Genomic DNA, 25,095 nt, shown 5'->3' on the forward strand with positions numbered 1-25,095 from the left:
CAGTCAGATAATTCGCTGATATCCGGGCCGCTCGATCACAGCCCCGGCTCTCTTCGGGATCCCACAAGTCTTTGCTAGAAAACGCAGGCCGTAGTGGGAAAACGCGATTTGAAACTGCCACATAAAAGATTCCCGAGTGATTACATTTCTGTAAGCTCGGATCAGCAGTTCTCATGCTGCCCGTGTTTATGGCTTTGGCTTGCCATCGACGCCGGGTTCGTCTTCTGCCGTGCAAGCTGATAGGCATCCGTGGCGTTTTGACGTGCAGCCTCCATCTTCGCAAAGGTCCGCTCGCCACCACCTTCAGCCAGTGCAAGGCCAGCCATTCCAAACGTGATAACCATTGCGAATGCTTTGATCGAGTTCATCTGTTGTTCCTTGGCAGATTACTGTGCGGCCCATGGGGTTCAGGCTTGGGGTCACATTAGCCAGGCTGCGCTTTCAGGAAGCTGAGCTCGGCATTACAGTTCTGTCAGCGTCTTGCGACCCATAAAAAACGGCGCCGTGTGGGCACCGATGGGTCAAAGGAGCACGAGGGGAACGGCCACGAATCCTGGACTACGGATGACTCGCCTTGTCCGCCATCATCGACTTGTGTTCACGAACCCATCAGGGGGTTTGAAACCATTGCTACCGATAACGGCAGGCGTGACAGCAATGCCCGTCTTCAATGACCGTAGATGGCAGGCTCCGACAGCTGGCTGATACCAACATTGCATTTGCGTCAGCTTCCGGTTAGCTCACTTTTTTTGCTGCACACTGGGTGTGAGGGGATGCGGGATTCGATGCGAAACGTCGGGCCCTTTCGCGGGCAAGCCTGCTCCCACGGGTCCCGCAGCCACTTCCAAACCGGTGCGATCCCTGTGGGAGCGGGCCAGCGAAGAGGCCAGTACAAGTCACCCTTTTACGCAAACCACCTGCCGCAGGGTGTGCACCACCTCCACCAACTCGCTCTGCGCCCGCATCACCGCATCGATGTCCTTGTACGCCATCGGAATCTCGTCGATCACGTCCTTGTCCTTGCGGCACTCGACATGCGCCGTGGCCCGCCGCTGGTCGTCCACGGTGAAGCGGCTCTTGGCCTTGGTCCGGCTCATCACCCTGCCCGCACCATGGCTGCAGGAGCAGAACGACTCCTCGTTACCCAACCCCCGCACGATGAAGCTCCGGGCGCCCATGGAGCCGGGGATGATACCGAATTGCCCTTTCTGCGCCGACACCGCGCCCTTGCGCGTCACCAGTACCTCGCGCCCGAAATGCTGCTCGCGCTGCACATAGTTGTGGTGACAGTTGACCGCCTCCAGGCTTGCCTCGAAGGGTTTGCCCAGTGCCTTGCGGGTGGCTGCGACCACCGCCTGCATCATCAGCTCGCGGTTGCGCCGGGCAAAGTCCTGCGCCCACTCCACCGCCTCGACATAGTCGGCAAAATGGCGGCTGCCCTCCTCGAAGTAGGCCAGGTCCTTGTCCGGCAGGTTGGCCAGGTGCTGGCGCATGTCGGCCTGGGCCAGTTCGATGAACAGGTTGCCAATGGCATTGCCCACGCCGCGCGAGCCGCTGTGCAGCATGAACCAGACCCGGTCAGCCTCGTCCAGGCACACCTCGATGAAATGGTTGCCACCGCCCAGGGTGCCAAGATGGTGCCGATTGTTGGTCTTTTCCAGGCGCGGGTACTTGTCGGTAATGGCCTTGAAGCGCCCGGCGAGCTGGCCCCAGGCCTTGTCCGCCGAACCCGGCACCTTGTCCCAGGCACCCTGGTCGCGTTTGCCAAAGGTCTTGCCATGGGGCACCGCCTGTTCGATGGCGCTACGCAGCCCATGCAGGTTGTCTGGCAGGTCGCGCGCCTGCAGCGAGGTACGCGCGGCGATCATGCCGCAGCCAATGTCCACCCCCACCGCGGCGGGGATGATCGCACCGAGCGTGGGAATCACGCTGCCAATGGTCGAGCCCTTGCCCAGGTGCACATCCGGCATCACCGCCAGGTGCTTGAAGATGAACGGCATCTTCGCCGTATTGAGCAGTTGCCGGCGAGCGTCGTCTTCGACCGGCACGCCGTCGGTCCACAGTTTGACCGGCTTGCCGCCGGCGACCTGGAGAATGTCCATGGAGCTGTTCCTGTTGAGCCATGCCTGCATGATACCGCCGAAGGTCGTAGAACTGCGGGTTGCCAGAACGGTGGCACAGTGCTGTATGCTTGGCCGGTCTTCAGGGCGGGGTGAAAGTCCCCACCGGCGGTAAATCGAAAGATGAGCCCGCGAGCGCCCCGGCCATGCCGGGGGTCAGCAGATCTGGTGCGACTCCAGAGCCGACGGTCATAGTCCGGATGAAAGAAGGCGTCAGGCAGGGGCCATTCGGGCGCCCCTGCGCGCGCATTTTGTTCGCCCCGAGACGTTCATCGATCAATCACGAGGAGCGTTTCATGTCCCCTTTGCTGCAAAAACAATTCCCCAATGTGTCCGCCGCCATCGCCGCCTTCCAGGCCGGGCGCCCTGTATTGCTGCTCGACGATGACGACCGCGAGGACGAAGCCGATATCGTTGCCGCCGCCGAGAACCTGTCGCTGCAGACCATGGCCATGATGATCCGCGACTGCAGCGGCATCGTCTGCCTGTGCCTGGACGAAGCCACTGTCGATGCCCTGCAGCTGGCGCCGATGGTGCAGAACAACCAGGCCCGGCATGGCACGGGCTTCACCGTCACCATCGAGGCAGCCGAAGGCGTGAGCACTGGCGTTTCCGCGCAAGACCGCATCACCACCATCGAAGCGGCGCTGCGCTCGACCGCCGAGCAACGCCATATCGTCAGCCCTGGCCATGTGTTCCCGCTGCGCGCGCGGGATGGTGGCGTGCTGACCCGTCGTGGGCATACCGAAGGCTCGGTGGACCTGGCACGCCTGGCCGGACTACGGCCGGCGGCAGTGCTGTGCGAGTTGATGAACCCCGATGGCAGCATGGCGCGGGGTGAGCAGGTGTCGGTGTATGCCCGGCAATACAACCTGCCGGTGCTGACCATCGAAGAGCTGGCGCGGTGCCGTGAGGCCATGGTCGAGCGGGAAGCCGAGCCTGCCTGATCTGTCGCACGGGGCCGCTTTGCGGCCCATTCGCGGGCAAGCCCGCTCCCACAGGGATCTCACACAGCTTGAGGGCGGTGAGATGACTGTGGGAGCGGGCTTGCCCGCGAAGAGGCCGGCAAATCCAGCCTCAAGTTGCCTGAAGTTTGCTCCCCCCGCCCCGCTCTGCTAACGTCGCGCGGTTCTGACCCGCCACCGAGACTGTCGCCATGGCCCGCAAAAAAGCCTCCATCGATTTCGAACAATCCCTCGCCGACCTGCAAGCCCTGGTCGAGCGCCTGGAGAACGGCGAACTGTCGCTGGAGGACTCGCTGGCCGCGTTCGAGCAAGGTATCGCCCTGACGCGCGATTGCCAGGGGGCCCTGGCCCAGGCCGAACAGAAAGTTCAGATCCTGCTGGAACGTGATGGCGAACTCGCCGCACAGCCGTTCGATGCGGAGCCAGAAGCATGATCAGCGCTTACCAGGCCAGTTGCCAGGCCCGTGTCGACGCCGCCCTCGAACCGCTGTTCATCGCTCCGACCAAAGAACTGGAGCGCCTTTATGCGGCCATGCGCTACAGCGTGATGAACGGCGGCAAACGCGTGCGCCCGCTACTTGCCTATGCCGCCTGCGAAGCACTGGGCGCGCCAGCCGATCAAGCCAACGGTGCAGCCTGTGCTGTGGAGCTGATCCATGCCTATTCGCTGGTCCATGACGACCTGCCGGCCATGGACGACGACGACTTGCGCCGTGGTCAGCCAACCACCCACAAAGCCTTCGACGAAGCCTGCGCGATTCTCGCCGGTGACGGCCTGCAGAGCCTGGCCTTCAGCGCCCTGCTCGACCCACGCCTGAGCCCGCAGGCCGACAGCATCCGCCTGGCCATGGTCCAGGCCCTGGCCAAGGCTGCTGGCCCCGCGGGCATGGTCGGCGGCCAGGCCATCGACCTTGGCTCGGTCGGCCTGAAGCTGGACCAGCAGGCCCTGGAATTCATGCACCGGCACAAGACCGGTGCGCTGATCGAAGCCAGCGTGCGCCTGGGCGCCCTGGCCAGTGCCCGCGCCGAACAGGCGCAGCTGGATGCCCTGCAGACTTATGCACAGGCCATCGGCCTGGCATTCCAGGTGCAGGACGATATCCTCGACGTGGAAAGCGACACGGCCACCCTTGGCAAGCGCCAGGGTGCCGACATCGCCCGTGACAAACCGACCTACCCGGCGCTGCTGGGGCTGGAAGCCGCCAAAGCCTACGCGATCGAACTGCGCGACCAGGCGCTGGTCGCATTGCAAGGGTTTGGTGAAACTGCCGAGCCATTGCGGGCGTTGGCGCGCTACATCGTCGAGCGCCGTCATTAAGGCTTGACTGCAATCCCTTGTGGATGCGGGTATACCCGCTGCCACAGGGTCCGCGTAACCCGTGGTCGAATGGGCACTTTTCCCACAATGGGGTAAACTGCCGCGTCTTCACACCTATAACGACTCGCCTGATGCCCACGACGTTTCAAGAGATCCCCCGCGAACGCCCGGTCACGCCGTTGCTCGACCGCGCTGACACGCCTGCCGGCCTGCGCCGGTTGGCCGAAGCCGACCTGGAGACCCTGGCCGACGAATTGCGCCAGGAGTTGCTCTACACCGTTGGTCAGACCGGTGGGCATTTCGGCGCCGGCCTGGGCGTCATCGAGCTGACGATCGCCCTGCACTACGTCTTCGACACCCCGGATGACCGGTTGGTGTGGGACGTCGGCCACCAGGCCTACCCGCACAAGATCCTCACCGGGCGCCGCAAGCGCATGCTCAGCCTGCGCCAGAAGGACGGCATCGCCGCCTTCCCGCGCCGCAGCGAGAGCGAGTACGACACCTTCGGCGTCGGCCACTCCAGCACCTCGATCAGCGCTGCCCTGGGCATGGCCATTGCCGCCCGCCTGCAGAACAGCGCGCGCAAGTCGATCGCCGTGATCGGCGACGGTGCACTCACTGCCGGCATGGCCTTCGAAGCGTTGAACCACGCCCAGGAAGTCAACGCCGACATGCTGGTGATCCTCAACGACAACGACATGTCTATTTCGCGCAACGTCGGCGGCTTGTCCAATTACCTGGCCAAGATCCTCTCCAGCCGCACCTACGCGAGCATGCGCGAGGGCAGCAAGAAAGTGCTGTCGCGCCTGCCCGGTGCCTGGGAAATCGCCCGTCGCACCGAGGAATATGCCAAGGGCATGCTGGTGCCGGGCACGCTGTTCGAGGAGCTGGGCTGGAACTACATCGGCCCGATCGACGGCCATGACCTGCCGACCATGATCGCCACCCTGCGCAACATGCGTGACCTCAAGGGCCCGCAGTTCCTGCACGTGGTGACCAAGAAGGGCAAGGGCTTCGCCCCGGCCGAGATCGACCCGATCGGCTACCACGCCATCACCAAGCTCGAGCCTGCCGACAAGCCGGCTGCGCCGAAGAAAGTCAGTGGGCCGAAGTATTCCGCCGTGTTCGGCCAGTGGCTGTGCGACATGGCCGCCGCCGACAACCGCCTGGTGGGCATCACCCCGGCGATGAAGGAAGGCTCGGACCTGGTCGCCTTCAGCGAACGCTACCCACAGCGTTATTTCGACGTGGCGATCGCCGAGCAGCACGCGGTCACCCTCGCCGCCGGCATGGCCTGCGAAGGCAGCAAGCCGGTGGTGGCGATCTACTCCACCTTCCTGCAGCGTGCCTACGACCAGCTGATCCACGACGTGGCGGTGCAGAACCTCGACGTGTTGTTTGCCATCGACCGCGCCGGCCTGGTGGGCGAAGACGGCCCGACGCACGCCGGCAGCTACGACCTGTCTTACCTGCGCTGCATCCCGGGCATGCTGGTGATGACCCCAAGCGACGAGAACGAGCTGCGCAAGATGCTCAGCACCGGCCACCTGTTCAACGGCCCGGCTGCGGTGCGCTACCCGCGCGGCACCGGCCCGAACGCGCCGATCAGCGGCGACCTCGATCCGCTGGAAATCGGCAAGGGCGTGGTTCGCCGCCAGGGCGAGAAAGTTGCCCTGCTGGTGTTCGGCGTGCAGTTGGCCGAGGCCCTGCAGGTTGCCGAGCAGATCAACGCCACCGTGGTCGACATGCGCTTCGTCAAACCGCTGGATGAGGCCCTGGTGCTGGAACTGGCTGCCAACCACGAGCTGCTGGTGACCATCGAAGAGAACAGCATCATGGGTGGCGCCGGGGCTGCCGTGGGCGAGTTCCTGGCCAACGAAGCTGTGGTCAAGCCGCTGCTGCACCTGGGGCTGCCGGATATCTACGTCGAGCACGCCAAGCCTGCGCAGATGCTGGCCGAGTGCGGGCTGGATGCTGCTGGCATCGAGGCCTCTGTCAAAGCTCGCATGGCCAAGCTCGGGCTCTAGGGCCCTTTCGCGGGCAAGCCCACTCCCACAGGTGCTGAGATACCCTGTGGAAGCGGGCTTGCCCGCGAATGCTTTGGTAATGACCATGAAAATCCTGAGCTTTGCCCCGCTGCTCTGCCTCCCCTTGCCGTTGCTGGCCGCTGAGCGCGACGATGCCCTCAAGCTCCCCGACACCCTGATCAGCGCCAACCGCCAGGTCGAGTCGCGCACCGCCACCAGCGCCGCCAACACCGTCTTCACCCGCGCCGACATCGACCGCCTGCAACCCAGCAGCGTCACCGACCTGCTCAGCCGCGTGCCCGGCGTGCAAGTTGCCCCCACCGGTGGCCGTGGCAGCCTGCCGGGCATCTTCATCCGTGGCACCAAGGCCGCCCAGAGCCTGGTGCTGGTCGATGGCGTACGCATCGCCAACGCCACCTCCGGCGACAGCGGCCTGCAGTTTCTCGATGTCGACCAGATCGAGCGGGTCGAAGTGCTGCGTGGCTCGCGCTCGGCGGTGTATGGCAGCGATGCCATCGGCGGGGTGATCCAGATCTTCACCCGCCGCAGCAGCGGCCCCGGCCTGCAACCGCGCCTGCGCCTGGCGGCGGGCAGCAACCAGACTTTCCAGCGCAGCCTAGGGCTGTCTGGCGGTGACGACGCCACCCGTTTCAACCTCGGCGCCAGCCTCGATGAAACCGCTGGCATCGACTCGACCGGGCCGTCGTTTGCCAGCGACAGCGACCATGACGCCTACCGCAACAAATCGCTCAACCTGAGCCTGAGCCACACCTTCGGCGAGCGCTTCGAAGCCGGCGTGAACCTGCTCGACAGCCGCGGCCGCAGCGAATATGACAACCCATTCGGTCGCTTCGACCCGGTTACCTTCCAGAGCTTTGGGCAAAAGCCCTACACCGACTTCAACGTCAGCAGCCTGGGCAGCTATTTCGATGCTCAGCTCAACGACCTCTGGCATTCGCGCCTGGAGCTTGGCCACAGCGAAAACCGCGACGACAAACGCGACAAGCTCAGCGACGAGCGTTTCGTCTTCAACACCTACCGCGACCAGGTCACCTGGCAGAACGACCTGGCCCTGGCCGAGCGGCACAACCTGCTGCTGGGCGGTGACTGGTACCAAGACCGCGTGCACGGCAGCACCGACTTCACCGAGGACAGCCGCTGGAACCGTGCGGCCTTCATCCAGCACCGCTACAGCGGCGAAGCCTTTTCCACCGAGTTTGGCGCACGGCGCGACCAGAACCAGCAATTCGGCGGCCAGACTACCTGGAGCGGTAGCCTCACCGTGCCGTTGAATGCCCAGAACGATGTACTGCTGTCCTACAGCGAAGGCTTCCGCGCCCCAACTTTCAATGACCTGTACTACCCGCAGTTCAGCAACCCAGGCCTCAAGCCCGAGCGCTCGAAGAGCTATGAAGTGCAGTGGCGTAGCCAGCTGACCCACGACAGCCGCCTGGAAACCTCGCTGTACCGCACCGACCTGCGCGATGCGATCATCTTCGGCCAGGACTCGATCCCGCAGAACGTGGCTTCGGCGCGCATAAACGGCCTGGAAATGGCACTCGACCAGCTATGGGGCGAATGGCGCAGCCAACTTGGCCTGGCGCTGATCGACCCACGCGACCGCGACAGTGGCCACACCCTCGCCCGCCGCGCTCGGCGCACCCTGAGCCTGGACCTGGACCGCCAGTTCGGACAGTTCAATGCAGGCGCCAGCTGGCAAGCCGTCAGCGCCAGCTACGACGATGAAGCCAACCAAAATCGCCTGGGCGGTTACGGCCTGTTTGGCCTGCGTGCGGGCTGGGCGGCCACTGACGAGCTGAAGCTTGAAATGAAGCTGGATAACCTGCTGGACAAGCACTACAGCCGGGCGCTGTACAGCTTCGACGGGGCCAGCTACGGCTACCGCGAAGAAGGCCGCACCGCACTGTTCAGCATCACCTGGACGCCGGCACTCTAGCCGCCAGCAGCACGCACAGGCGGGCGGTGGCTTCGATCATCTGCCCGCTGGGCCGCTCCAGCCCCTTGTCCGGCACCACCAGCAAGCCGTCCCCGGCCACCGCGCTCAGCCGTGGCCAGGCCTTCCAGCTCGTCAGCTGCGCCTCATCGGCCGCCAGGATCACCTGCGGGTCGCGCATCAGCACCGACTCGACATTCACCTGCGGCGCTGGCTGACTCAGATCGGCAAAGACATTGCGCGCCCCGCACACCGCCAGGGCATCGCTGACCACCTGCTGCCCGCCCAGGGTGTACAGCGGCCGGTCCCACACCTGATAGAACACCCGCACCGGATGCTCGCGCCTGTATTGCTGGCGCAACTGCTGCAGCCGCTCGCGCAGGGCCTGCACATAGGGCCGGCCTTGCTCGCCCCGGCCGACACGCACGGCGATGGCCTCGATCTGGTCGAGCAATTGATTCAGGTCGTGGGGCTCGGCGCTGTAAGTGGCAATGCCCAGGCGCCTGAGCTGGTCGCGCTGTGCCGGTGCCACGCTGCCGGGCCAGAGCAGCAGTAGGTCGGGCTCGAGGCTGAGCAGGGTTTCCATGTCCAGCTGGCCCTGGCGCCCGACCGAGGGCAGCCTTTGCAGTGCTTGCGGTCGCTCGCCGCCATCGAGCACACCCACCAGCAGGTCATCGGCGTGCAGTTCGAGCATGATTTCGCTCATCGACGGCGCCAGGCTGACCACGCGCAAAGGCTCGCCGGCCTTTGCAGTAACGGCCAGCAGCGCCAGCAGGCAGAGCAGAACGCGCATCAGCCCAGCTGACGCGGAATACGGTAGAGGTAAAGCAGCACCACGGTGGACAGCGCCAGGAGTATCTGCGGTACCGCCTCCAGCCCGACCAGCACCGACAGCGCGGCGACCCAGGCCGGGAAGCAGGCAAACAGCATGGCCATGCGCCGCACCCGCGCCAGGTTTATCCAGGCGGCGGGTTCATCGGCCGTGCCCAACACCTTCGAGGTGGCGATCAGCGCCCGCTTGTAGGCGCCGAAACGCGGCAGGCTGAGGAACATGGTCGCGGCACCGGCGATGAACAGCGGCATGGCCAGCACCGGGATCAGCGCATCGCCGCCGCCAAAGGCCCAGGCCATGATCGGTAGCGGTACCAGGCCGACCGCCAGGTACTGCCACCAGGCCAGCGCCAGGCGCCGCTTGACCTCGCCGCGGGTCACGCCTGGGGCACCTCGCCCTGGTGTTCGTTACCCAGCATGTGGCCGAGCTTGCCGGCCTTGGTCGCCAGGTAGTAACGGTTGTGCGGGTTGTGGCCGGTGTGCAGCGGCACGCGCTCGGCGACCTTGATGTTCATGTCGGTCAGCGCCTTGACCTTGCGCGGGTTGTTGGTCATCAGGCGCAGCGATTTCACGCCCAGGTGCTCCAGCATCGGCAGGCACATGGCGTAGTCGCGCTGGTCGGCGGCAAAGCCCAGGCGCTCGTTGGCCTCGACGGTGTCGGCACCGCCATCCTGCAGCTCATAGGCGCGGATCTTGTTCAACAGGCCGATGCCACGGCCTTCCTGACGCAGGTACAGCAGCACGCCACGGCCTTCGCGGGCGATCGCCTGCAGCGCGGCTTCCAGCTGCGAACCGCAGTCGCAGCGCTGGCTGAACAGGGCATCGCCGGTCAGGCACTCGGAATGCAGGCGCCCCAGCACCGGCTCACCGTCGGCGATATCACCCAGGCTGAGCACCACGTGCTCACGGCCAGTGGCTTCGTCGAGGAAGCCATGCATGGTGAAGATCGCAAAGGGAGTCGGGAGTTTCGAGGCGGCAACAAAGACGACGGGCACGTTGTGCTCCTGGATAAGTAGGAAATTTCTCGTGAGCCGATTGTATCAGCAGGTCGCCGCGTGTGCGCTCGTTGAATACCGTGGCTTAAGATCGAAAAGTTCGATGCTTAGTCGGGGGGTGGCGCTGAACCCTGAGCCTTGCACGATCATTGTGGGAGCGGGCTTGACCCGCGAAGCAGGCAGCGCGGTGGCTGGCACCGGCTTCGCCGGTGTTCGCGGGACAAGCCCGCTCCCACAGGGACTCGAGTTGCTTGTTATTGCGGCTTGCTGTCCGGGGTGAAGGGATAGGGCTGCTTCCAATGCTCGAAGATCGGCTTCAGCTCGCCGCTGCGTACCAACTCGGCCATGCGTTTGTCGAACAGGTCGCGCAGGACCTTGGCCTGTTCGCTCTTGGAGAACGCCAGGTACAGCGGCAGTTCGGCCACATGGGTACTGCGAAAACGCTCCGGCTGCGAAGTCTGCCCGAGCACATAGTCGACTTCGGTCTGCGCATCGATGTAGAAATCCACGCGCTCATGTTCGAGCATCGGCAGGATGCCTTCACGGCGCTGGATTTCTCGGAAGTTGTGCACGTTGGGCAGGTAACTGCTGTAGTCATAGCCGCGCACCCAGGCCAGGCGGTACTGGCCGACGGTAGCCAAGGTCGGCACCGGCGTGCTGGCCAGGCCCAGGGCATAGATATGGTCCATATCGAAGTGCCAGCGCGGATACAGGTTGTCGTCGTTTTCCTCCTTGTACGACCCGACCCAGGCATCGGCCTCGCCCCGCTTGACCAGGCCAACCGCGCGGCTGTACGGCGCACTCTGGGTCACCACCTTCACGCCGGCAGGTTCGAACACCTTGCGCAGCACATCCCAGGCCACCCCACTGCCATCGGCATTGGTGTAGTCGCTCCACTCTTCGCTGACCAGGTGAATCTGCTTGGGTAACGCATCAGCTGCCATCACCCAAGGGGCAAGGCTCAGCATCATTGCCAGCAGCACAGTCCTCATGGCCATCGAAACGCTCCCTGCTTCAGCCTACCGCCCACACCAGAATCTGCATGCCCAGCCAGGCAAACACACCGGCCAGGATATCGTCGAGCATGATCCCGACACCGCCGTGCACATGGCGGTCGATCCAGCGGATCGGCCATGGCTTGAGGATGTCGAAGAAGCGGAACATCAGGAACCCGGCGAGGATCCACTGCCACCCTTCCGGCACCAGCCACAGGGTGATCCACATGCCGACCATCTCGTCCCAGACAATGCCTTCATGGTCGTGCACACGCAAGTCGTTGGCGACCTTGCCGCACAGCCAGAAACCAAACAGCATTGTCACGCCCAGCAGCAGCCAGTAGCCCCAGTCGGGCAGCATCTGCCACAGCGGGATGAACGGGATCGCGACCATCGAACCCCAGGTGCCGGGGGCCTTGGGCAGTGTGCCGGAGCCGAAGCCAAAGGCGATGAAGTGCCACGGGTTGCGCCAGACCGATGGCGGAACGAACTCCGCTGGCACCTGGTTGGGGTGGTCGGTCACGGTGTCTCCCTAAAATGTTGATAGCCCCGTTGAGCCGGGGTGATGTCCTGGCCCTGCGGGTCGCGCAGGGTCACGCCTTGGCCTTCGAGCACGCGGCCGATGACGTGCACCTCGACGAAACCGAGGTCGGTCAGCGGGGTGAGCGCCGCTGGCGGCAGGGTAAAGGCCAGTACGTAGTCGTCGCCGCCGGTCAGTGCTGCCAGCCGGGCTGCATCGTGGCCAAGGAAGGCCTCCAGAGCAGGAGACACTGGCACCTGCGCCAGGTTCACCTCGAGGGCGACCCCGGATGCCTTGGCGATATGCCCACAGTCGGCAAGCAGGCCATCGGAAATGTCCAACGCCGCCGTGGCCCGGCCGCGCAGCAGCTGGCCAAGGTGGAGCTGGGGCATCGGCGACCAGTAATGATCGAGCAACGGCTTGGCCAGCTCGGCAGGTGCCTCACGCTCACCCAGTACCAACGGCAACGCCCCTGCCGCCTTGCCCAGCGAACCACCTACACACAGCAGGTCGCCTGGCCGCGCACCGCTGCGCCGCAACGCCTGGCCGACCGGCACGCGGCCGAACACGGTGACGGTGATGCTCAACGGGCCGCGGGTGGTGTCGCCACCGATCAGGCTCATGCGGCAACGGTGGGCCATGCGACTGAGACCGTCGGCATAGGCTGCCAGCCAGTCTGGGCCGACATCCGGCAAGGTCAGGGCAAGGGTGAAGCCGATCGCCGTTGCGCCCATGGCCGCCAGGTCACTGGCCGCCACGGCCAGCGAGCGCTGGCCAAGCAGCAACGGATCGCAGACGGTGGGGAAATGCACCCCGGCGACCAGGGTGTCGGTCGACACCGCCAGTTGCTCACCGGGGGGAAGGTCCAGCAGGGCGCAATCGTCGCCGATGCCAAGCGCCACGCCCTCGCCGCCCTGCGCACAAGGCGCGGCGGCGAAGTAATGGTTGATCAGCTCGAACTCACCCATGGGCCGACAGCGCCAGAATCAGCGCTTGTTCGCCTTGACTTCTGCTTCACGCAGCGCCGGGGCGAGCTTGTCCAGCACGCCGTTGACGAACTTGTGGCCGTCGGTGGCACCGAAGACCTTGGCCAGCTCCACGCCTTCGTTGATCACCACGCGGTACGGTACGTCGACGCGCTTGATCAGCTCCCAGGTGGACAGGCGCAGCACGGCCAGCTCGACCGGGTCGAGCTCTTCCAGTGCGATGGTCATGCAAGGCACCAGCGCCTTGTCGATTTCGCCCTTGATCGCCGGGACCCCGTGGAGGATCTCGCGGAAATAGGCACCGTCGACATCGGTGAAATCGTTATCCACCCGGAACTGCGCTTCGATCTCGTTCAGCGAATGCTGGGCCATGTGCCACTGATACAGGGCCTGGGTCGCGAGCTTGCGGGCTTCGCGGCGCTTGGCGCTTTTCGATGGCTTGCCGGCATCCGCAGGTTTTGGATCGCGCGGGTTGAAACGATCGCTTTCGTCGCTAATCACTTGGCCTCCAACTGCGCCAGCAGGCTGACCATTTCCAGAGCGGACAGGGCAGCTTCACCGCCTTTGTTGCCAGCCTTGGTGCCGGAGCGCTCGATGGCTTGTTCGATGGAGTCGACGGTCAGAACGCCGAAGGCCACCGGTACGCCGAACTCCATGGACACCTGGGCCAGGCCCTTGGTGCATTCGCCCGCCACGTATTCGAAGTGCGGGGTACCGCCACGGATCACTGCGCCCAGGGCGATGATCGCGTCGTATTCGCCTTGCTGGGCGACTTTCTGTGCCACCAGCGGGATTTCGAACGCGCCCGGGGCACGGATGATGGTGATGTCGCTTTCGCTGACACCGTGGCGTACCAGGGTATCAACGGCGCCGCTTACCAGGCTTTCGACGACGAAGCTGTTGAAGCGGCCAACCACCAAAGCATAGCGACCTTTGGGGGCGATGAAGGTACCTTCGATGGTCTTCAGGGTCATTCCGATATTCTCATCTTCAAGAGCGAGGCCGCATACAAGCGGCCTCGACAGGGGTCTGGACTCGAGCTCAGGGCGTCAATGCCGCCTCAAGTCACTCGGAGGGCACGTATTCTACAACTTCCAGATCGAATCCGGATATCGCATTGAACTTCATCGGCGAACTCATCAGGCGCATCTTGCGCACACCGAGGTCGCGCAGGATCTGCGAGCCGGCACCGACGGTGCTGTAGGTGGTCGGTGCCTTGGTCGGTGCATCGCCCGCGCTTTCGCGGATGTGCGCCAGCAGCACGTCGCCGTCCAGCGGGTGGCCCAGCAGCAGCACCACGCCACTGCCAGCCTCGGCCACGGCGGCCATGGCCGCGCGCAGGCTCCAGCGGCCCGGCTGCTTGACCAGCAGCAGGTCGCGCAGCGGGTCCATGTTGTGCACGCGCACCAGGGTCGGCTCTTCGGCGCAGATCTTGCCCAGGGTCAGGGCCATGTGCACGTCGCCTTCCACCGCGTCACGGTAGGTGACCAGGTTGAATTCGCCCAGCTCGCTCTCCACCGGCTGCTCGGAGACGCGCTGCACGGTGCGCTCGTGGATCATGCGGTAGTGGATCAGGTCGGCGATGGTGCCGATCTTCAGGCCGTGTTCGGCGGCGAACACTTCCAGCTCGGCGCGGCGCGACATGGTGCCGTCGTCGTTCATCACTTCGCAGATCACGCCGCTCGGCTCGAAGCCGGCCATGCGCGCCAGGTCGCAGGCCGCTTCGGTGTGGCCGGCACGGGCCAGGGTGCCGCCGGGCTGGGCCATCAGCGGGAAGATGTGGCCTGGGCTGACGATGTCTTCAGCCTTGGCGTCCTTGGCAGCGGCAGCCTGCACGGTGCGTGCGCGGTCAGCGGCGGAAATGCCGGTGGTGACGCCTTCGGCGGCTTCGATCGACACGGTGAACTTGGTGCCGAAGCCCGAGCCGTTGCGCGGTGCCATCAGCGGCAGCTTCAGGGTCTCGCAGCGCTCGCGGGTCATCGGCATGCAGATCAGGCCGCGGGCGTGCTTGGCCATGAAGTTGATGTGCTCAGGCAGGCAGCACTCGGCCGCCATGATGATGTCGCCTTCGTTCTCGCGGTCTTCGTCATCCATGAGGATGACCATTTTGCCCTGGCGGATGTCTTCGACCAGTTCTTCGATGCTGTTGAGCGCCACTCGGCACCCCCTTCTCAATCAGGATTTCAAGAAGCCGTTGGCGGCCAGGAAGCTTTCGGTAATGCCACTGCCCTTGCTCGGTTCGGCAGCCTTGTCGCCCAGCAGCAGACGCTCCAGGTAACGGGCCAGCAAGTCGACCTCAAGGTTTACCCGACGCCCTGCACGGTAGTCGGCCATGATGGTTTCGGACAGGGTGTGCGGGACAATGGTCAGCTCAAATTCGGCGCCATTGACCTCATTGACCGTCAGGCTGGTGCCGTCGACGGTGATCGAACCCTTGTGGGCGATGTACTTGGCCAGCTCCTTGGGCGCACGCACGCGGAACTGGATGGCGCGGGCGTTATCGCTGCGCGAGATGATTTCGCCGACACCGTCGACGTGGCCGCTGACCAGGTGACCGCCCAGGCGGGTAGTCGGGGTCAGGGCTTTTTCCAGGTTGACCTTGCTGCCGCTCTTGAGGTCGATGAACGCGGTGCGCTTGAGGGTCTCGACGCTGACGTCGGCCCAGAATCCGTTGCCCGGCAGCTCGACGGCGGTCAGGCAGACGCCGTTGACGGCGATGCTGTCGCCGAGCTTGACGTCACCCAGGTCGAGCTTGCCGGTTTCGACGTAGACGCGCACGTCACCGCCCTTGGGGGTCAGGCTGCGGATGGTGCCGATGGATTCGATGATGCCGGTGAACATGGGGACTTCCTCAAAAACGGGTTGCGCGGGGCAAGCCCGGCATTATACGCCGGGTGCCGGCAGAGGGATGGCCGTGACCCGCCAGTCATCGCCCACTGCGCGCATTTCGGTGATTTTCAGCCGCGGCGCCTGGCTCATCCTGTCCAGCGGCCAGTCCAGCAATGGCCGGGCCTGGGAGCCGAGGAAAGTGCCGGCAACGAAAAGCTGGTACTCGTCGATCAGGCCCTGGCTGGCAAAGGCGCCGACCAGACCTGCGCCGGCCTCCAGCAGGATTTCGTTGACCCCACGAGCGGCCAGCGCCCGCAGCAGAGCCGCCAGGTCTACCTGGCCATTGTCGCCGGGCAGGCTGAGCAGTTCATGGCCAGCAGCGGCATAGCCTGGGTCATCTGCGACGGCGGTGACCACCAGCGCCGGGCCGACCTTGAAGAACGGCGCATCCAGCGGCAGGCGCAGGCGGCCGTCGATCAGCACGCGCAGCGGCGTGCGGCTCAAGGCCAACGCGGTGGTTTCGGCGTCCAGGCCCAGCTCGGCACCACGCACGGTCATCCGCGCATTGTCGGCCAGCACGCTGGCTGCACTGGTCAGCACCACGCTGGAACGGGCGCGCAGGCGCTGTACCGCCGAGCGGGCAGCGGGGCCGGTGATCCACTGGCTTTCGCCACTGGCCATGGCGGTGCGTCCGTCCAGGCTCATCGCCAGCTTGGCGCGCACGAACGGCAGGCCGTGCTCCATGCGCTTGAGAAAACCTGGGTTGAGGGCACGGGCTTCGGCTTCGAGCACGCCACTGGCCACCTCGATGCCGGCCTCGGCCAGGCGCCGCAGGCCTTGGCCTGCGACTTGCGGGTTGGGGTCCTGCATGGCGGCGACCACCCGGGCCACGCCGGCGTTGACCAGCGCCTCGGCGCACGGCGGCGTGCGGCCATGGTGGCTGCACGGCTCCAGGGTCACGTAGGCGCATGCGCCGCGGGCCAGCTCGCCGGCCTGGCGCAGGGCATGCACCTCGGCATGCGGCTCGCCGGCGCGCACGTGCCAGCCTTCACCGACCACCTGGCCATCACGAACGATCACGCAGCCCACGCGGGGGTTGGGGTGGGTGGTGTACACGCCCTTGCGCGCCAGTTCCAGCGCGCGGGCCATGTAATGGGCATCGAGAATCGCGGTCTGGCTGGGCATGCTCACTCTTTAGCCGGCTCGCGGGCCAGGCGGTCGATTTCTTCGCGGAATTCGTCGAGGTCCTGGAAGCGCCGGTACACAGAGGCGAAGCGGATGTAAGCCACTTCGTCGAGCTTGCGCAGCTCGGCCATGACCATTTCGCCCACCACCAGCGACTTGACCTCGCGCTCGCCGGTGGCGCGCAGGCGGCTCTTGATATGCGCCAGTGCCGCTTCCAGGCGCTCGACGCTGACCGGGCGCTTCTCCAGCGCACGCTGCATGCCGGCGCGCAGCTTGTCTTCGTCGAAGGGCTGGCGTGTGCCGTCCTGCTTGATCAGCCGCGGCAGCACCAGCTCGGCGGTTTCGAAGGTGGTGAAACGCTCGCCGCAGGCGACGCATTCACGGCGGCGGCGCACCTGTTCGCCCTCGGCGACCAGACGCGAGTCGATGACCTTGGTGTCGTTGGCACCGCAAAAGGGACAGTGCATGGTGGCAGGCAACAAAAAAAGGGAGGGCCATGGTAGCGCATTGCACTGGCAAGACAAGCCAAAGGGGTTAACATCCATACAATTCTGCCCCTGAAGGACCCACCCATGCATCTTCGTGCGCTCGTCGTGCTGTGCTGCGCTTCTCTGCTCGCCGCCTGCGGCAGTGACCGCCCCAAGACCGAAGCAGTCCCCGCGCCAGCAGTGGCCAAGGTGGCGAAAAACGCCGAACCGCTTGGCCCGCTGCCGGCCTATCAGCGTGAACTGAGCGGCACCTTGCTGGAGATCCCCGCCGGCGCCGACGTGGAGCTGGCGCTGCTGGTCATCGACGACCGTGACCGCCCGCAACAGCTGCTGGCCAGCAGCACCCTGACCGGCACCGGCCAGGCCCTGCCCTATCACCTGCGTTTCAACCCCGAGGCCTTCCCGGCCGGTGCCCGCGTCGAGCTGCGCGGCCGTGCCAGTAGTTCCGGCCAGCTGATCATGCACCTGCCACCCGTGCGTATCATCCAGGCCCAGACCCAGGCCACCGGCCCGCTGCGTTTCGAGAAGGCGCCGTAAGTGGCGCCGCTTGCCCTGCAACAGGCCCTTAGCGGCCTGATCGGCGAAGCGCGCCTGGTGGTCAGCGAGCTGCCCGAGTGCGAACTGAAGCTATGGCTGATCGATGATCAGAACATGGACCGCGCCTTCAGCAGCGAAGAAACCCGGCGCATCCTCGAGGAACCGCCATACTGGAGCTTCTGCTGGGCCAGCGGCCTGGCCATGGCCCGCTACCTGGCCGCGCACCCCGAATGGGTCGCCGGCAAGCGCGTGCTGGACTTTGGCGCCGGTTCCGGCATCGCCGCAATCGCGGCGGCCCGCGCCGGGGCGCTGGAAGTGGTCGCCTGTGACCTCGACCCGCTGGCCCTGCAAGCCTGCCGCGCCAACGCCCAGCTCAATGCTGTCGAGCTGGGCTACAGCAGCGACTTCTTCGCCGAGGCCGACCGCTTCGACCTGATCCTGGTCGCCGACGTGCTCTATGACCGCGCCAACCTGCCGCTGCTCGATGCCTTCCTTGGTCGCGGCCGCCAGGCACTGGTGGCCGACTCGCGCGTGCGTGATTTCAGCCACCCGCTGTACCGGCAGCTTGGCGTGCTCGAAGCCCTGACCCTGCCGGACCTGGCCGAGCCGCACGAATTCCGCCGGGTCAGCCTGTACCACGCCAGCCGCGAGCCTTTATAGTGGTGCGAATCACGGATTTGCGAGAGTCACGATGAGCCTAGCTCCTAGTAATGATCTGCCCTACATCTTCGATGCCACCGATGCCACCTTCCAGCAGCTGGTGATCGAGAATTCCTTCCACAAGCCGGTACTGGTGGACTTCTGGGCCGAGTGGTGCGCGCCGTGCAAGGCGCTGATGCCGCTGCTGGCGAAGATCGCCGAGGGTTACCAGGGCGAGCTGCTGCTGGCCAAGATCAACTGCGACGTCGAGCAACAGGTGGTGGCCCAGTTCGGTATCCGCAGCCTGCCAACCGTGGTGCTGTTCAAGGATGGCCAGCCGGTTGACGGCTTTGCCGGTGCGCAGCCGGAGTCGGCGATCCGCGCCATGCTCGAACCGCATGTTCAACTGCCGGCCGCGCCAACCGCTTCGCCACTTGAACAAGCCAAGGCGCTGTTTGCCGAAAGCCGTTTCGCCGAGGCAGAGGCAGCGCTCAAAGCACTGCTGGGTGAAGACAACAGCAATGCCGAGGCATTGATCCTGTATGCCCGTTGCCTGGCCGAGCGTGGCGAGCTGGGTGAAGCCCAGGTGGTGCTGGACGCGGTCAAGACCGACGAGCACAAGGCCGCGCTGGCTGGCGCCAAAGCGCAGCTGACCTTCCTGCGCCAGGCCGCCAGCCTGCCAGAAGTCGCCGACCTGAAGAGCCGCCTGGCGCAGAACCCGCAGGATGATGAGGCGGCTTACCAGCTGAGTATCCAGCAGCTGGCGCGCCAGCAGTATGAAGCGGCACTGGAAGGGTTGCTGAAACTGTTCCAGCGTAATCGCGGATATGAGAACGGTCTGCCGCAGAAGGCGATGCTGCAGGTTTTCGAACTGCTGGGCAGCGATCATCCGCTGGTGAGCGTTTACCGCCGCCGCCTGTCTTCGGCCATGTTCTGACCTCAAGTCCCTTGCGAGGGCTTCGCCCTCGTTTACGGGTAAACCCGCTCCCACAGGGATCGCGCAGCACTTGAGGGCTGTGCAGAACCTGTGGGAGCGGGTTCACCCGCGAACGAGGCCCTACAGGCAACACACGATCACCCCACCCAGTGATACACCGGCGCATCCACGCCACTTTCCACTTTCACTTCACTGCTGTGGCGCAAGCGCACCAGCAACCGCTTGCCCGCTGTGGTACTCCCGGCCAGCCCTTCCAGCCGGTCCAGCAACTCCGGCCCGCTCATCTGTCCTGCCAGGCGCAGCACCTCACGCGCGGCATGCCACTGTCCATCGTCCTGGCGCGCAGCCGCTGCTGCGGCTACCGGCTCCGCCACCGGCACCTCGATCTGCCGCCCCAGCTGCGCCCACTCCTGCGGCTCCAGCTCGATGGTCAGGTCCACCGGCCAGTCACCAATCTGTCCACGAATTCTCACGATGCGTTCCTTGAGCTCAGGTCAATGCAGCCATGCTACCGCAACATGAAACCTGCGCCACGCAGGCTGGCGGCGCAAAGAAAAGTTGTTATAACATAACCGAATCTTCCAGCCCGTCCCGGAGTCGTCCATGCGTCGCCTGCTGCTCGCCCTGCCCTTCGCCCTGCTGCCCCTGGCCGTGGCCCATGCCCACGACGAACATGACCATGATCACGCCCACGGCACCCTCGCCGCCCACGAGCATGGCGTGGCCAAGCTCAACGCGGTGCTCGATGGCAACACCCTGGAGTTGGAGCTGGACAGCCCGGCGATGAACCTGGTCGGCTTCGAACATGCCGCCAGCAGCGATGCCGACAAGGCCAAGGTTGCCGCCGTACGCCAGCAGCTCGAACAACCGCTGAAGCTGTTCGCCCTGGCCTCGGCCGCAGGCTGCAAGGATGATCAGCAAGAGCTGGAAAGCCCGCTGTTCGGCGACCCGGCCAAGGCTGACGACGACGGTGACGAGCATGAAAAAGGCCACGCGCACAGCGACATCAATGCCCACTACCAGCTGACCTGCGCCACCCCGGACAAACTCACCCAGATCGATCTCACCCCGCTGTACAAGGCCTTCCCGGCCACCCAGAAGATCAACGTGCAACTGATCGGCCCGAATGGCCAGAAAGGCGTCGAGACCTCGCCCGCCAAGGCCGTGGTCACGTTCTGAAATGCGCCAGCCGTTGATTGAACTGCAAGACCTGGTGTTCGCCTGGCCCGGCCAGGCGCCACTGCTGGATATCCCGGCATTCCGTCTGGAAGCCGGTGAAGCACTGTTCCTCAAAGGCCCCAGCGGCAGTGGCAAGACCACCCTGCTGGGCCTGCTCGGTGGGGTCAACCGGCCGGGCCAGGGGCGTATCCAACTGCTGGGGCAGGACCTCGCCCTGCTTGGCCAAGGCGCGCGAGACCGCTTCCGGGTCGACCACACCGGCTACATCTTCCAGCAGTTCAACTTGCTGCCGTTTCTTTCGGTGCGCGAGAACGTCGAGCTGCCGTGCCGCTTTTCACGCAGCCGCGCCGAACGTGCCAGTCGGCGCCACGGCAGCATCGACCAGGCCGCCAGCGAGCTGCTGGCGCACCTGGGCCTGGGGGACCCGGCGCTGCTCGCACGGCGTGCCGACAGCCTGTCGATCGGCCAGCAGCAGCGCGTCGCTGCCGCACGCGCATTGATCGGCCAGCCGGAGCTGGTGATTGCCGACGAGCCGACCTCGGCGCTGGATGCCGACAGCCGCGAAGTCTTCATCCGCCTGCTGTTCGACGAATGCCGTGCGGCCGGTTCCAGCCTGCTGTTCGTCAGCCATGACCAGAGCCTGGCGCCGCTGTTCGATCGGCACCTGTCCCTGGCTGAACTCAACCGCGCCGCCAAGCCCCGGGAGGCCTGATGTACCTGCTTCGCCTTGCCCTGGCCAGCCTGGCCAACCGCCGTTTCACCGCTTTTCTCACGGCCTTCGCCATCGCCCTGTCGGTGTGCCTGCTGCTGGCCGTCGAACGCGTGCGCACCGAAGCGCGCGCCAGCTTCGCCAGTACCATCAGCGGTACCGACCTGATCGTCGGCGCCCGCTCGGGCTCGGTGAACCTGCTGCTGTACTCGGTCTTTCGCATTGGCAACGCCACCAACAACATCCGCTGGGACAGCTTCCAGCACTATGCCCAGGACCCACGGGTCAAGTGGGCGATCCCGATCTCGCTGGGTGACTCGCATCGTGGCTACCGGGTGATGGGGACCACCACCGACTACTTCAGCCATTACCAGTACGGCCGCAAGCAGCATCTGGAGCTGAGCCAGGGCCGTGAATTCGCCAGTGACCCGTTCGAAGTGGTGCTCGGTGCCGAAGTGGCCGACGCTCTGCACTACAAGCTGGGCGACAAGCTGGTCCTGGCGCACGGTGTCGCCGCGATCAGCCTGGTCAAGCATGACGACAAGCCGTTCACCGTGGTCGGCGTGCTCAAGCGCACCGGCACGCCGGTCGACCGCACCCTGCACATCAGCCTCGGCGGCATGGAAGCCATTCACATCGACTGGCACAACGGCGTGCCGGCCCGTGGTGCCGGGCGCATCAGTGCCGAGCAAGCGCGGACCATGGACCTGCAGCCGGCAGCGATCACCGCGTTCATGCTTGGCCTGAACAACAAGATCGCCACCTTCAGCCTGCAGCGCGAGATCAACGAGTACCGCAGCGAGCCGTTGCTGGCGATCCTGCCTGGGGTTGCCCTGCAGGAACTGTGGAGCCTGATGGGCACCGCCGAACAGGCGTTGTTCGTGGTGTCGTTGTTCGTGGTACTGACCGGTTTGATCGGCATGCTCACGGCGATCCTCACCAGCCTCAACGAACGCCGCCGGGAGATGGCGATCCTGCGCTCGGTGGGCGCGCGGCCGTGGCATATCGCCGGGCTGCTGGTGCTCGAAGCGCTGGCGCTGGCGCTGACGGGCATCGCGGCGGGGCTTGGGTTGCTGTACGCGGGCATCGCCCTGGCCCAAGGCTACGTTCAGGCCAACTACGGTCTGTACCTGCCCCTGGCCTTGCCCAGCGCCCATGAATGGACGCTGCTTGCAATCATCCTTGGCGCGGCGCTGCTGATGGGCAGCGTGCCGGCCTGGCGCGCCTATCGGCAGTCGCTGGCCGACGGCCTGTCCATTCATCTCTGAGAGCTTTGCAATGATCCGAGACCTCACCGCCATTTTCGCGGGCAAGCCCGCTCCCACAAGGAGCACGCCGAACCCTGTGGGAGCGGGCTCGCCCGCGAAAGGGCCGGGACAGGCAGCCCAACTTTTGCTGGTAGTGCTGCTCTCGCTGGCACTACCAGCCTGGGCCTCGGAGCCCCGCGAGCTGGACTGGCCTGCACTCATCCCCGAAGGCGCGCCGGTCATCCCGCCACAACTGGCGCCGCTGCACGACATGTCGCAGCTGAGCAATGCGCTGTCTGCCGAGTCGGCCCCACCGGCACGCCAGCAGGCGCCCGATGCCCCGGTGGTGAAAAGCCTGGACGGCCAGCAGGTCAAGATACCGGGCTATATCGTGCCGCTGGAGGTAAGTGAAGAAGGCCGTACCACGGAGTTTCTGCTGGTGCCTTATTACGGCGCCTGCATCCATGTGCCCCCTCCGCCGTCGAACCAGATCGTGCATATCTTCAGTGAAATGGGTGTGCGCGTGGAGGACCTCTACCAGCCCTACTGGATCGAGGGAAAGATGCAGGTTAGAGCCTCCAGCAGCGAATTGGCCGACGCCGGATACCAGATGGAAGCGGAGAAAATATACGCTTATGTTCTCAAGTGAGAACTGTTTCGAATTCGTGACGACGCTTCTTTGAGCTGGGTCAAACTTTCGGTTCAGACGCATCCGTACCATTGGACTACTCGATTACTCACGTCCTTTGGGAGCTTCCATGAACAAGTCCTTGCTCGGTGCCTCGCTTGTGGCCCTTGCGCTCGCCGCCCCTGTTGCCCACGCCCACCAGGCGGGTGATGTCATCGTCCGCGCCGGTGCCATCACCACTGCCCCGAACGAAAACAGCGGCGACCTGAAATTCGACGGCAACAAGGTATCGGGCACCAAGGCGACCCTGGACAGCGACACCCAGCTGGGCCTGACCTTCGCCTACATGCTCACCGACCACGTCGGCCTGGAACTGCTGGCTGCGACCCCGTTCAAGCACAGCGTCGGCGTCAAAGGCCTCGGTGGCGGGCTGGACGGCAAGCTGGCCGACATCAAACAGCTGCCACCGACCCTGTCCGTGCAGTACTACCCGATGGAGCCGAACTCCAAGTTCCAGCCCTATGCCGGCGTCGGCATCAACTACACCCTGTTCTTCGACGAAGACCTGACCAGCGCGCGCAAGCAACAAGGCTTCAGCAACCTCAAGCTGCAGGATTCGGTGGGCATCGCCGGCCAGTTGGGCATGGACTACATGATCACCGACAACCTGCTGGTGAACGCCTCGGTCTGGTACGTCGACATCGACACCAAGGCCAGCGTCAACGGCCCGACCGCACTGGGCTACAGCAAGACCAAGGTCGACGTCGATGTCGACCCGTGGGTGTACATGGTCGGCCTTGGCTACAAGTTCTGACCTGAACACGGCAGGGCGGCTTCGGTCGCCCTTGCTCGTTGCCCCCATGACCAACACCCAAGTGCCAGCGCACTGATCACCATGCCCAGCCCGCATACCGCAACCCACCCCCAGCGCGCATACACCCAACTGGCCAGCACGGCCCCCAGGCCGCTGCCGATCGAGTAGCAACACATGTAGGCGCCAATCAAGCGGCTGGCCATCGCGCCACGCCCCGCCAACAACAGGCTCTGGTTGGTGACATGCACCGCCTGCACGGCAAAATCCAGCATCAGCACGCCCAGCACGAACGCGGTCAGCGAGTGTCCGACCCAGGCTGTCGGTAGCCATGACAGCGTCAACAAGGCCAGCGCCAGACCGGTGGTGCGCTCGCCCAGCCCTCGATCAGCCAGCCGACCGGCCCGCGACGCGGCCAGGGTACCGGCGATACCCGCCAGGCCGAACAGGCCGATCTCGGTATGGCTGAGCGCCAGCGGTGGCGCACTCAAGGGCAGCACCATGGCAGTCCACAGAACGCTGAACGCAGCGAAGATCAGCAGCCCGAACAACCCTCGTCGGCGCAGCAGGCTGTCGTGCCGGTACAACGTGAACAAAGCGCCGATCAGGTGCCGGTAGCCAGGTCGTTGCGCGGGTAACTGGCTCGGGGGTAGCCAGCGCCAGAGCACCACAGCCATGAGCGTGAGCAGTGCCGCCGCCACGAAGTAGACACTGCGCCATCCCGCCAGGTCGGCGAGCGCCCCTGAGACCAGACGCGCCAGCAAGATACCCAGTACCACCCCGCTGGTGACCGTGCCCACCACTTGGCCCTGGCTGGCCGGAGTGGCGAGGGTTGCGGCGTGGGCGACCATCACCTGCACCATGACCGCCATCAGCCCGACCAGGGCCAGCGCTGCTAGCACAACCAGCCATTGCTGAGCCAGGCCAACACCGACCAAGGCCAGGGCGGCAACCAACAGCTGCACCAGCAGCATGCGCTTGCGTTCGATCAGATCGCCCAGGGGCACGATCAGGATCAGCCCAAGGGCATAACCCGCCTGGGTCGCACCGACCACCCAACCGATCTGCTGCTGCCTCACACCCAGATCACGGGCCATCGACTCGAGCAAAGGCTGGGCGAAATAGACCGTGGCCACGGCCATGGCGCAGGTGGCGGCAAGCAACAGGGTTATCCAGCGATTCATCGAGCTCACCT

The 25,095-nt window shown here is 65.0% G+C and carries 29 protein-coding genes and 1 riboswitch; of the genes, 13 read left to right on the forward strand and 16 right to left on the reverse strand.

The features are described from left to right. Nucleotides 1-161: 161 nt before the first annotated feature. Both ACIPZ5_RS15800 and ACIPZ5_RS15805 read right to left on the reverse strand, forming a co-directional pair. Complete coding sequence (locus ACIPZ5_RS15800) at nt 162-368, reverse strand: co-regulatory protein PtrA N-terminal domain-containing protein (RefSeq protein ID WP_343598811.1); 207 nt, start codon at nt 366-368, stop codon at nt 162-164. Between the two features lie 528 nt (nt 369-896). Next, nucleotides 897-2,102 (reverse strand): RtcB family protein, encoded by a 1,206-nt coding sequence (locus tag ACIPZ5_RS15805; RefSeq protein ID WP_343598809.1) that lies wholly within the window; start codon nt 2,100-2,102, stop codon nt 897-899. A 92-nt stretch (nt 2,103-2,194) separates the two neighbouring features. Beyond that, nucleotides 2,195-2,336: riboswitch (FMN riboswitch) on the forward strand. An 80-nt stretch (nt 2,337-2,416) separates the two neighbouring features. On the opposite strand from ACIPZ5_RS15805, the gene ribB reads away from it, so the two are divergent. From ribB to ACIPZ5_RS15830, 5 genes are all read left to right on the forward strand, one after another. Further along, nucleotides 2,417-3,067, forward strand: coding sequence for a 3,4-dihydroxy-2-butanone-4-phosphate synthase (gene ribB, locus ACIPZ5_RS15810; protein WP_400809569.1), 651 nt, complete (start codon nt 2,417-2,419; stop codon nt 3,065-3,067). A 209-nt stretch (nt 3,068-3,276) separates the two neighbouring features. Further along, nucleotides 3,277-3,519 (forward strand): exodeoxyribonuclease VII small subunit, encoded by a 243-nt coding sequence (locus tag ACIPZ5_RS15815; protein WP_008092375.1) that lies wholly within the window; start codon nt 3,277-3,279, stop codon nt 3,517-3,519. Continuing rightward, nucleotides 3,516-4,403 (forward strand): (2E,6E)-farnesyl diphosphate synthase, encoded by an 888-nt coding sequence (gene ispA, locus ACIPZ5_RS15820; RefSeq protein WP_400809571.1) that lies wholly within the window; start codon nt 3,516-3,518, stop codon nt 4,401-4,403. The genes ACIPZ5_RS15815 and ispA overlap by 4 nt, the downstream gene beginning before the upstream one ends. A 131-nt stretch (nt 4,404-4,534) precedes the next feature. Continuing rightward, nucleotides 4,535-6,430 (forward strand): 1-deoxy-D-xylulose-5-phosphate synthase, encoded by a 1,896-nt coding sequence (dxs, locus tag ACIPZ5_RS15825; protein WP_343598802.1) that lies wholly within the window; start codon nt 4,535-4,537, stop codon nt 6,428-6,430. An 85-nt stretch (nt 6,431-6,515) separates the two neighbouring features. Next, nucleotides 6,516-8,387, forward strand: coding sequence for a TonB-dependent receptor domain-containing protein (locus tag ACIPZ5_RS15830; protein WP_400809639.1), 1,872 nt, complete (start codon nt 6,516-6,518; stop codon nt 8,385-8,387). Here ACIPZ5_RS15830 and ACIPZ5_RS15835 read toward each other — a convergent pair. The 12 genes from ACIPZ5_RS15835 to nrdR all read right to left on the reverse strand — a co-directional run bounded on the left by ACIPZ5_RS15835 (nt 8,365) and on the right by nrdR (nt 17,192). Continuing rightward, complete coding sequence (locus ACIPZ5_RS15835) at nt 8,365-9,177, reverse strand: cobalamin-binding protein (RefSeq protein WP_400809574.1); 813 nt, start codon at nt 9,175-9,177, stop codon at nt 8,365-8,367. The genes ACIPZ5_RS15830 and ACIPZ5_RS15835 overlap by 23 nt on opposite strands. Beyond that, on the reverse strand, nt 9,177-9,596 hold the full coding sequence (locus ACIPZ5_RS15840; protein WP_400809576.1) for an MFS transporter: 420 nt from the start codon (nt 9,594-9,596) through the stop codon (nt 9,177-9,179). Before ACIPZ5_RS15840 ends, ACIPZ5_RS15835 begins: the two co-directional genes overlap by 1 nt. Next, nucleotides 9,593-10,210 (reverse strand): GTP cyclohydrolase II, encoded by a 618-nt coding sequence (gene ribA / locus ACIPZ5_RS15845; RefSeq protein WP_085677098.1) that lies wholly within the window; start codon nt 10,208-10,210, stop codon nt 9,593-9,595. Before ribA ends, ACIPZ5_RS15840 begins: the two co-directional genes overlap by 4 nt. A 254-nt stretch (nt 10,211-10,464) precedes the next feature. Further along, nucleotides 10,465-11,208 (reverse strand): ABC transporter substrate-binding protein, encoded by a 744-nt coding sequence (locus tag ACIPZ5_RS15850; RefSeq protein WP_261941742.1) that lies wholly within the window; start codon nt 11,206-11,208, stop codon nt 10,465-10,467. 16 nt (nt 11,209-11,224) lie between these two features. After that, nucleotides 11,225-11,728 carry a phosphatidylglycerophosphatase A gene (locus ACIPZ5_RS15855; RefSeq protein WP_085677096.1) on the reverse strand — a complete coding sequence of 168 codons (504 nt, stop codon included), beginning with the start codon at nt 11,726-11,728 and terminating at the stop codon, nt 11,225-11,227. After that, a complete protein-coding gene (thiL, locus tag ACIPZ5_RS15860) occupies nt 11,725-12,693 on the reverse strand; it encodes a thiamine-phosphate kinase (protein ID WP_400809581.1) in 969 nt (322 codons plus the stop codon). The genes ACIPZ5_RS15855 and thiL overlap by 4 nt, the downstream gene beginning before the upstream one ends. Before the next feature lie 18 nt (nt 12,694-12,711). Beyond that, nucleotides 12,712-13,212 carry a transcription antitermination factor NusB gene (gene nusB / locus ACIPZ5_RS15865; RefSeq protein WP_003255393.1) on the reverse strand — a complete coding sequence of 167 codons (501 nt, stop codon included), beginning with the start codon at nt 13,210-13,212 and terminating at the stop codon, nt 12,712-12,714. Continuing rightward, a complete protein-coding gene (gene ribE, locus ACIPZ5_RS15870; RefSeq protein ID WP_027917814.1) occupies nt 13,209-13,685 on the reverse strand; it encodes a 6,7-dimethyl-8-ribityllumazine synthase in 477 nt (158 codons plus the stop codon). The genes nusB and ribE overlap by 4 nt, the downstream gene beginning before the upstream one ends. Before the next feature lie 91 nt (nt 13,686-13,776). Then, on the reverse strand, nt 13,777-14,868 hold the full coding sequence (gene ribBA, locus ACIPZ5_RS15875; RefSeq protein WP_012270288.1) for a bifunctional 3,4-dihydroxy-2-butanone-4-phosphate synthase/GTP cyclohydrolase II: 1,092 nt from the start codon (nt 14,866-14,868) through the stop codon (nt 13,777-13,779). Between the two features lie 18 nt (nt 14,869-14,886). After that, the gene (locus tag ACIPZ5_RS15880; protein ID WP_016497780.1) at nt 14,887-15,552 is read right to left on the reverse strand and encodes a riboflavin synthase; all 666 of its coding nucleotides are present in this window, start codon (nt 15,550-15,552) and stop codon (nt 14,887-14,889) included. 42 nt (nt 15,553-15,594) lie between these two features. Next, nucleotides 15,595-16,725 (reverse strand): bifunctional diaminohydroxyphosphoribosylaminopyrimidine deaminase/5-amino-6-(5-phosphoribosylamino)uracil reductase RibD, encoded by a 1,131-nt coding sequence (gene ribD, locus ACIPZ5_RS15885; RefSeq protein WP_400809584.1) that lies wholly within the window; start codon nt 16,723-16,725, stop codon nt 15,595-15,597. Nucleotides 16,726-16,727: 2 nt separating this feature from the next. Further along, on the reverse strand, nt 16,728-17,192 hold the full coding sequence (nrdR, locus tag ACIPZ5_RS15890) for a transcriptional regulator NrdR (protein WP_009685710.1): 465 nt from the start codon (nt 17,190-17,192) through the stop codon (nt 16,728-16,730). 105 nt (nt 17,193-17,297) lie between these two features. Here nrdR and ACIPZ5_RS15895 point away from each other — a divergent pair, with 105 nt between their 5' ends. From ACIPZ5_RS15895 to trxA, 3 genes are read left to right on the forward strand one after another with little or no spacing between them, the layout of a single operon-like run. Further along, nucleotides 17,298-17,750, forward strand: a complete 453-nt coding sequence (locus ACIPZ5_RS15895; protein WP_261941745.1) for a YbaY family lipoprotein — start codon at nt 17,298-17,300, stop codon at nt 17,748-17,750. Then, the gene (locus tag ACIPZ5_RS15900) at nt 17,751-18,410 is read left to right on the forward strand and encodes a methyltransferase (RefSeq protein ID WP_261941746.1); all 660 of its coding nucleotides are present in this window, start codon (nt 17,751-17,753) and stop codon (nt 18,408-18,410) included. A gap of 31 nt (nt 18,411-18,441) precedes the next feature. Then, entirely contained in the window at nt 18,442-19,326 is an 885-nt protein-coding gene (gene trxA, locus ACIPZ5_RS15905) for a thioredoxin (RefSeq protein WP_261941747.1), read from the forward strand. A gap of 137 nt (nt 19,327-19,463) precedes the next feature. Here trxA and ACIPZ5_RS15910 read toward each other — a convergent pair whose 3' ends face one another. Next, on the reverse strand, nt 19,464-19,799 hold the full coding sequence (locus tag ACIPZ5_RS15910; RefSeq protein ID WP_400809588.1) for a hypothetical protein: 336 nt from the start codon (nt 19,797-19,799) through the stop codon (nt 19,464-19,466). A 130-nt stretch (nt 19,800-19,929) separates the two neighbouring features. Between ACIPZ5_RS15910 and ACIPZ5_RS15915 the strand changes: the two genes are divergently transcribed. The 5 genes from ACIPZ5_RS15915 to ACIPZ5_RS15935 all read left to right on the forward strand — a co-directional run bounded on the left by ACIPZ5_RS15915 (nt 19,930) and on the right by ACIPZ5_RS15935 (nt 23,903). After that, on the forward strand, nt 19,930-20,505 hold the full coding sequence (locus tag ACIPZ5_RS15915) for a DUF2796 domain-containing protein (protein WP_261941749.1): 576 nt from the start codon (nt 19,930-19,932) through the stop codon (nt 20,503-20,505). A gap of 1 nt (nt 20,506) precedes the next feature. Continuing rightward, nucleotides 20,507-21,217, forward strand: a complete 711-nt coding sequence (locus tag ACIPZ5_RS15920) for an ABC transporter ATP-binding protein (RefSeq protein ID WP_400809591.1) — start codon at nt 20,507-20,509, stop codon at nt 21,215-21,217. Then, entirely contained in the window at nt 21,217-22,482 is a 1,266-nt protein-coding gene (locus ACIPZ5_RS15925; protein ID WP_343598783.1) for an ABC transporter permease, read from the forward strand. Before ACIPZ5_RS15920 ends, ACIPZ5_RS15925 begins: the two co-directional genes overlap by 1 nt. Before the next feature lie 10 nt (nt 22,483-22,492). Further along, nucleotides 22,493-23,110, forward strand: a complete 618-nt coding sequence (locus ACIPZ5_RS15930) for a DUF3299 domain-containing protein (protein WP_343598781.1) — start codon at nt 22,493-22,495, stop codon at nt 23,108-23,110. A 109-nt stretch (nt 23,111-23,219) separates the two neighbouring features. Next, nucleotides 23,220-23,903 carry an OmpW family protein gene (locus ACIPZ5_RS15935; protein ID WP_261941753.1) on the forward strand — a complete coding sequence of 228 codons (684 nt, stop codon included), beginning with the start codon at nt 23,220-23,222 and terminating at the stop codon, nt 23,901-23,903. Here the strand turns inward: ACIPZ5_RS15935 and ACIPZ5_RS15940 are convergent. Then, nucleotides 23,891-25,084 (reverse strand): MFS transporter, encoded by a 1,194-nt coding sequence (locus tag ACIPZ5_RS15940; protein WP_400809596.1) that lies wholly within the window; start codon nt 25,082-25,084, stop codon nt 23,891-23,893. The two genes, ACIPZ5_RS15935 and ACIPZ5_RS15940, sit on opposite strands and share 13 nt — an antisense overlap. Between the last annotated feature and the right edge of the window lie 11 nt (nt 25,085-25,095).

It is taken from the genome of Pseudomonas sp. NPDC089428 (genome assembly GCF_044749325.1).
GTDB lineage: Bacteria > Pseudomonadota > Gammaproteobacteria > Pseudomonadales > Pseudomonadaceae > Aquipseudomonas.